The organism is Staphylococcus sp. EG-SA-18 (assembly GCF_017151825.1).
Lineage (GTDB): Bacteria > Bacillota > Bacilli > Staphylococcales > Staphylococcaceae > Staphylococcus > Staphylococcus aureus.
The window spans coordinates 1-1,567 of record NZ_JACYVY010000057.1; the positions used below are offsets into that span (position 1 = coordinate 1).

The following is a 1,567-nucleotide window of genomic DNA, read 5'->3' on the forward strand; positions in this document are numbered from 1 at the left end:
GAGAAGCTTGCTTCTCTGATGTTAGCGGCGGACGGGTGAGTAACACGTGGATAACCTACCTATAAGACTGGGATAACTTCGGGAAACCGGAGCTAATACCGGATAATATTTTGAACCGCATGGTTCAAAAGTGAAAGACGGTCTTGCTGTCACTTATAGATGGATCCGCGCTGCATTAGCTAGTTGGTAAGGTAACGGCTTACCAAGGCAACGATGCATAGCCGACCTGAGAGGGTGATCGGCCACACTGGAACTGAGACACGGTCCAGACTCCTACGGGAGGCAGCAGTAGGGAATCTTCCGCAATGGGCGAAAGCCTGACGGAGCAACGCCGCGTGAGTGATGAAGGTCTTCGGATCGTAAAACTCTGTTATTAGGGAAGAACATATGTGTAAGTAACTGTGCACATCTTGACGGTACCTAATCAGAAAGCCACGGCTAACTACGTGCCAGCAGCCGCGGTAATACGTAGGTGGCAAGCGTTATCCGGAATTATTGGGCGTAAAGCGCGCGTAGGCGGTTTTTTAAGTCTGATGTGAAAGCCCACGGCTCAACCGTGGAGGGTCATTGGAAACTGGAAAACTTGAGTGCAGAAGAGGAAAGTGGAATTCCATGTGTAGCGGTGAAATGCGCAGAGATATGGAGGAACACCAGTGGCGAAGGCGACTTTCTGGTCTGTAACTGACGCTGATGTGCGAAAGCGTGGGGATCAAACAGGATTAGATACCCTGGTAGTCCACGCCGTAAACGATGAGTGCTAAGTGTTAGGGGGTTTCCGCCCCTTAGTGCTGCAGCTAACGCATTAAGCACTCCGCCTGGGGAGTACGACCGCAAGGTTGAAACTCAAAGGAATTGACGGGGACCCGCACAAGCGGTGGAGCATGTGGTTTAATTCGAAGCAACGCGAAGAACCTTACCAAATCTTGACATCCTTTGACAACTCTAGAGATAGAGCCTTCCCCTTCGGGGGACAAAGTGACAGGTGGTGCATGGTTGTCGTCAGCTCGTGTCGTGAGATGTTGGGTTAAGTCCCGCAACGAGCGCAACCCTTAAGCTTAGTTGCCATCATTAAGTTGGGCACTCTAAGTTGACTGCCGGTGACAAACCGGAGGAAGGTGGGGATGACGTCAAATCATCATGCCCCTTATGATTTGGGCTACACACGTGCTACAATGGACAATACAAAGGGCAGCGAAACCGCGAGGTCAAGCAAATCCCATAAAGTTGTTCTCAGTTCGGATTGTAGTCTGCAACTCGACTACATGAAGCTGGAATCGCTAGTAATCGTAGATCAGCATGCTACGGTGAATACGTTCCCGGGTCTTGTACACACCGCCCGTCACACCACGAGAGTTTGTAACACCCGAAGCCGGTGGAGTAACCTTTTAGGAGCTAGCCGTCGAAGGTGGGACAAATGATTGGGGTGAAGTCGTAACAAGGTAGCCGTATCGGAAGGTGCGGCTGGATCACCTCCTTTCTAAGGATATATTCGGAACATCTTCTTCAGAAGATGCGGAATAACGTGACATATTGTATTCAGTTTTGAATGTTTATTTAACATTCAAAT

At 49.8% G+C, this 1,567-nt stretch carries 1 rRNA gene; it reads left to right on the forward strand.

Annotation, left to right across the window (positions count from 1 at the left end):
* A 16S ribosomal RNA gene (locus tag IDG66_RS11865) occupies positions 1–1,477 on the forward strand; the annotation flags it as partial.
* Between the last annotated feature and the right edge of the window lie 90 nt (positions 1,478–1,567).